The sequence below is a fragment of the Neobacillus drentensis genome (assembly GCF_036966985.1).
Taxonomy (GTDB): Bacteria; Bacillota; Bacilli; order Bacillales; family Cytobacillaceae; genus Neobacillus; species Neobacillus drentensis_E.
In genome coordinates this window covers 1-5616 of record NZ_JBALSN010000370.1, presented here as the reverse complement: position 1 = coordinate 5616, position 5616 = coordinate 1, and the positions used below count along the sequence as shown (strand labels likewise).

Genomic DNA, 5616 nt, shown 5'->3' with positions numbered 1-5616 from the left:
CTATATATATTATAAAAATAAAATCTTCTGAAAAATACGGAAGGAACATTAGATATAAGATAATATTTATAGGAGTAACTAGAATTTATTTAGATAGTTTGTTTATGTAACCAATAAAATTTCTATAAATCTATAATATTTTTAGGTTCTTTTGTTTAAAAAAAGACCAAGTCATGTTGATGACCGGTCCACTTCTANNTTATCTTGCTTTACAAGAAAATGTACAATTTTTTAACTTCTGAGTGCGGCTTGGGCCCTATGTTCATCTTCTTCTTTAACAAAAATATCGTATTGAGTAAAATCTTTAAACCGAGCATCACTACGCAAATTCACCAGAGTGTTTGTTTTGAATTTTACTCCTGCAGCATTTAACTTAGCTACGACCATAAAATAGTTATCCGACCCAAACGCCGTATAAAACAATTTCCATTTCCGATTGAAATAAAATTTAAGGAATGAAAAAACAAGGAAAACAATAACCAAAGATGCGATAGCCGTCTTCATTTCCCCACTTCCCTCAAATTAATTTATAAATCAATCATCCTCATCCACTTTATTTAATCGAAATTCTCTAGGGGACTTACCTATTAATTCCTTAAACATCCGACTGAAATAATTGGCATTTTGATAGCCCACCAGGATCGAAATTTCTTTGATCGGTTTATTGGTTTCAATCAGCAACCTTTTCGCTTCCTTCATTCGAGACGCTGTTAATAATTCAGTAAAGCTGGAACCTGTTTTCGTGATCAACAAATGGCTGAAATAAGAGGGGTTTCGGTCCACATATGCTGCCACATCCTCTAGCCTGAGCATACTGTTTGAAAAATTAGCCTCCATAAAGGATATGCCGCGTTCTATCGGATCTTGTATATGATTTCTATCCCTGCTCTCAGTTCCCAAGAACAATTTTTGAATAAATAAAATGAGATTTTGAACTGTACGATAAAGGACACGATCATACAAAATCGAATTGAAAATATAACGGTATTCCTGTTCATAGCTTTGATTCTCGTCTAAGTGATACGTCTTCATATATCTTCTAACTTGTGCGAGGATACTCGTTAATCTAATTCGTACTAAACCTGGGTCAGGGTAAGGATCGTTCAATTGTAAAAATTCATCATACAGCCAAGTTTTTATTTTTTCTAAATCAACGTTAGTCAACATGTCGACCCAGGTTCGTTGTTCAGGCGGAGCTAAAAAAGGATCAATATGAACCCATTCGGTTGAGTGGCTAAATTCAACAACTTGGCGGTACCCTTTATAATAGGTCAACTCTAGCATTTTCCTCGTTTGCAGGTACTTTTGATTCAAAGTAATAGAAGATGAATTGCCTTTATGAACTACGACAGCTAGAGGCTCAGAAAATTCCTCCTCCCACTTTCTCATCGCTTTTTGGCACTGCTCGGTGATATTATGACCCGTCTCTGAAAACAAAACAACGACCATATCGTCTAATGCAAAAATACCGTGGACATCCTTGAAAGGATATTCTGCTAAGAATGAATGCAAAGTCTGGATGGCATTGATACTTTCCGTTTGGAAAGCAGCCACATGGTAAATTTCTGCACCCGGAGCTTGCGAGAGTAATAACGCTTCATATGATATATCTTTATAGGTACTAGCATGGTGNNGCCTGACTCTTTGTCCCAAGTTTACGTGAAGCTTTTTGAAAGGCGGTTTTCACCTTGGTTGTCGAAAAAGGTTTAATCATTAAATCTAATGCTTGCATATCGATTGCCAGCCGCGCTTTTTCGAAGGTTCCTTCTGCAGATGTTAATAATAATATGGGGTCATAAATCTGCATCAGGTCACGAAAGGTGGACCAATCTTCCTTTGTGATCATATCAAGTTCTATTTAAACAACATCAGGCTTCTCCTGCTCAAACCATACGACGAATTCCTGGTAATGAGAAGCTGACAATATAGTGGTAACGGGGATGGAGGAGGTCTTCAATAACCATTTTAATCCCTCACGTTCGTTCAAATCGCGATCGGCAATCAGCCACTTTCCTTCCATCCTAATGTCCCTCTTCCTTTTCTAAGCTCTTGATAAAAGTATACATGGTTCACCTAGACGCGAAAACAACAATTTACTTCGGAGTTAAGCATTTTAGGTGAATTTTAGGTTAAAAATGTTTACCGGTTGTGTTCCTTCCTAATATAGCGATTGGTATTAATAATCCCAAAAACTAAGCCAAGTAATATCGCCATTAAATGAGTAGCACCAGTTGATAAAGACAGAAAATTGATTGTCATACCATAGCTTTTACTTACTATACTTAATAGGATTCGTTCAAGAATTGGTTGATAAATCATCAGATACGGTAGAATGACCAAAGGAATAGCCAGCCATTTGTGACCAACCATGTATCTTGTCAGTAGTAAATAAATGATAGCAAAAAGTATTGCAAATCCATAAACAAACCAATTCAAATATTGAAGTATCGGACCTGGCTGATCCAAAATTGCCAATACGTTTAGATACACGATCCAAAAGAACGCAATAATAATTGAAAGAACTTGAGTTTTAAGAAAAAGTTTCATTTTAACCATCCTCAAATCAAATAATTTATTTTATTTCTACCATAACCTAAATACCTCCACTCAACAAATAATTACACTGTGTCTTTCAATGGTGCCTGACACCATCGATAACCACTTCCATGTCCAAATGACAATAAAAAAGGACAAAAACAGTGACTCGGCTGTTTTTGTCCTTTTATTTGCTATTTTTAGCCCACGTTTAGGCCGAAGTCTGTTGCAATACGAGCAAGGCCGCCTTGGTAGCCTGAACCAACCGCTGAGAATTTCCACTCGCCATTGTGCCGGTATAACTCACCTACAATGATTGCTGTTTCGATAGAAAAATCTTCTCCTAAATCATAGCGAATGATTTCTTGATTCGTTTCTTCATTAACGATACGGCAGAATGCATTGGAAACCTGCCCAAAATTTTGACCGCGGGATTCAGCATCATGAATAGTGATAACAAACGAAATTCTTTCAATTTGAGCAGGGACCGCGCTGAGATTCACTTTTACTTGCTCATCGTCTCCGTCCCCTTCGCCTGTACGGTTATCACCAGTATGTACGACCGAACCATTTCCACCTTCAAGTTGGTTGTAGAAAACAAAATCTTTTTCAGAAGTAACTTTTCCATTAGCTCCTAATAAGAAGATACTTGCATCTAAATCGAAATCGTTTCCGCCGTCATAACGATTTGTATCCCAACCAAGACCAACAACGACCTTTGTTAAACCAGGGTTTGTTTTTGTTAAATCAACCTTCTGCCCTTTAGACAATGAAATAGCCATAGAAACACCCTTTCAAATTTAATAAATTAATTAAATCACTGTACTTCCTTTAGTTTACAAAAATAAGGAATATTTTTCTACTTTTATTTAACCTCTCCTTATAAAATTAAGATCCACTGGTTTTGTGTCCCGAATTATGGTTAAAATAACTATTATTGAATTGTTGTGCTATAATGAACCGTTAGCAAAACGGATAACCCGTTTATTTTAAGTGAGTCAAGGAGCGATTTTCTACATGATAAAAATTGAAATACCTAATCCTGATATAGTGATTACGAAAAAAAATCAAGTTGGTGAAAAAGTTGAGGCACCGCTAAGCAGCGTTTATGGATTTACAGATTACAATAAAATCCCAAGAGACAAAGGCGGGATTATCCTTTTTTCAAACGCAAATGATGAATTACTGTTTGTCGGCAAAGCAAGGAAATTACGTCCTCGTGTAAAAAGACATTTCGAAGATACTGTCTCACCAATCAAATTACACCGTGATGAAGTCTATAAAATTGCGGTATGTGTTGTGGAAGACCCAATGGAGAGAGAAATCTACGAAACCTACCTCATCAATACCTTACATGCAAAATACAATATTGATAAAGTGTTCTATAAATAGCCAAAAGAGCGGGTTCGAAGACGAAACCTGCTCTTTCTTTATTAACTTATGTCACCATATTTGAGAATCATTTCTTTTTCAATATGACTTGCCCGAATTCCAAACCTTGGTTTCACCAATTGCACTTTTTCACCTAGTAAAATTTTCAGAGCAAGATACGGGATGTTGATCCCAGATAAGCAGCTAAAGTGCATGCCCCCGCTCATACGCGGATTGACTTCCAACAGCTTGGGTTCACCATTGTTGTTGTATTTTACCTGGATATTAAACACATATGGCAACCTAAATTCTTGATGAAAATCGTGAGCCAATTTTATGAGTTCAGCATGCTCCACAATCTCTCTCACTCTGCCATCCCCCTTCATTCGAGGTATGGCGGCATACAGTTTATCGTGGGATGATAAGCAATCGATACTATATTCTCTGCCTTCTAAAAATTCCAACACCATTAAGTCAGGGAATGTTTCTTGCTGACCTAAAATTTCGCAGGCATAGTTGTAAGGAATGCGATAACTCGTTCCATGATTGAATAGCTGGGCAATCGAATCAATTTGGTCCTTAATGACCCGAAATCCGTTGGCACCTTCACCAATCACTGGTTTAAAACACACGGTATGTCCTTTTTCCTTGAGTTTTTCATACGCAATTTTAAACGCTTCGAGATTATTGACGACATGGTAGTCAGGGATTAAAGAGATTGCCTTCCCGCGCGAAAACATTTGATAGGTCTCAGCTTTATTATCCATGGTCTCCATGAGGTTAGCATCTGGGCAAACCAGCACCTTAACTCCCAACTTTTCGAATTGACTCAGTCGTTTAGAGATGAGGACATTTTCTTTCCGCGGGATAAAAATATCAATCCCGTGTTTCTGACAAAACTCAAGACAAAAATCAATATAATCCTCACCAGATATATCCGGCTCGACGAAGGCAAAATCACAATTTTGTAAATACAGGGCATCCTTGTTCGGATTGGTGCCATAAATAATAAATTTTCGCTTTTCTTCGTTATCCCGAATCATGTCGATGAAATGGGAAACGGTTGTAAACCATCTGTTAAACCAAATCTTCATTTAAATCCTCTTCCTTGTTGTAATAAGACCTCACTCATTATTGTCCTTCGTGACATTTTTTATAAGCAAAATTTGACAAAATTTTCACTTTCTAATGCAACTCATCGAAAAATCCCCTTAAATTCAATATAAACACAAAAAAACGTTCTGCACCTGCAGAAACGTTCATTTAAACTGAATTTACACCGATTAATGTACTAGTGTTTGGATATTATTTAATTTTGAAGCAAATTCCTTAATCGCTTCATAATCTAAATTTAATTGGTCGACCGTTGCACCTCTCACCTTTTTTACGATTTGTTTTTCAATGAAGTTCATTTCCGACAAGAGAAATTCTCCGCCAAATAACCCCATTGCAGCAGAATTTTTTCGTAATTCTTGCGGGAAGGCATGGTTAAATTGTTCAATTGCCGTCTCTCCATCGAGCATACAGCAAAGAAAAAGTCCTACTTCTTTTTCTAATAGAGGATCAAAGTTGTGAGTAATAAATTGTTTTATTTTCATTTGAATGTTCCCAGCATGAATCGAACCGCCTATTATGATGGTATCGAAGCTGCGAAGATCAACCTTCACCTTTTCACGTTTCAAATCAACTGTCTGAACCTCTCCTTTAAGA

At 36.9% G+C, this 5616-nt stretch carries 8 protein-coding genes; 1 reads left to right on the top strand and 7 read right to left on the bottom strand.

Annotated elements, in window-relative coordinates; genetic code table 11:
• Positions 1-231: 231 nt before the first annotated feature.
• The 5 genes from V7659_RS22300 to V7659_RS22280 form a co-directional block, all read right to left on the bottom strand.
• Positions 232-504 carry a hypothetical protein gene (locus V7659_RS22300; protein ID WP_335542368.1) on the bottom strand — a complete coding sequence of 91 codons (273 nt, stop codon included), beginning with the start codon at positions 502-504 and terminating at the stop codon, positions 232-234.
• A 30-nt stretch (positions 505-534) separates the two neighbouring features.
• On the bottom strand, positions 535-813 hold the full coding sequence (locus tag V7659_RS32285; RefSeq protein WP_438825867.1) for a helix-turn-helix domain-containing protein: 279 nt from the start codon (positions 811-813) through the stop codon (positions 535-537).
• Between the two features lie 1045 nt (positions 814-1858).
• Positions 1859-2020: a hypothetical protein gene (locus V7659_RS22290; RefSeq protein ID WP_335542365.1), complete on the bottom strand. Its 162-nt coding sequence runs from the start codon at positions 2018-2020 to the stop codon at positions 1859-1861.
• 119 nt (positions 2021-2139) lie between these two features.
• Entirely contained in the window at positions 2140-2547 is a 408-nt protein-coding gene (locus V7659_RS22285; RefSeq protein ID WP_335542364.1) for a hypothetical protein, read from the bottom strand.
• A gap of 188 nt (positions 2548-2735) precedes the next feature.
• A complete protein-coding gene (locus V7659_RS22280; RefSeq protein WP_335542362.1) occupies positions 2736-3317 on the bottom strand; it encodes a TerD family protein in 582 nt (193 codons plus the stop codon).
• Positions 3318-3552: 235 nt separating this feature from the next.
• Between V7659_RS22280 and V7659_RS22275 the strand changes: the two genes are divergently transcribed.
• Positions 3553-3927: a nucleotide excision repair endonuclease gene (locus V7659_RS22275; RefSeq protein WP_335542361.1), complete on the top strand. Its 375-nt coding sequence runs from the start codon at positions 3553-3555 to the stop codon at positions 3925-3927.
• Between the two features lie 41 nt (positions 3928-3968).
• Here V7659_RS22275 and V7659_RS22270 read toward each other — a convergent pair whose 3' ends face one another.
• Positions 3969-5000 (bottom strand): ATP-grasp domain-containing protein, encoded by a 1032-nt coding sequence (locus V7659_RS22270; protein WP_335542359.1) that lies wholly within the window; start codon positions 4998-5000, stop codon positions 3969-3971.
• 189 nt (positions 5001-5189) lie between these two features.
• A partial coding sequence (locus V7659_RS22265; protein ID WP_335542357.1) for a flavodoxin domain-containing protein occupies positions 5190-5616 on the bottom strand: 427 nt, incomplete at its 5' end.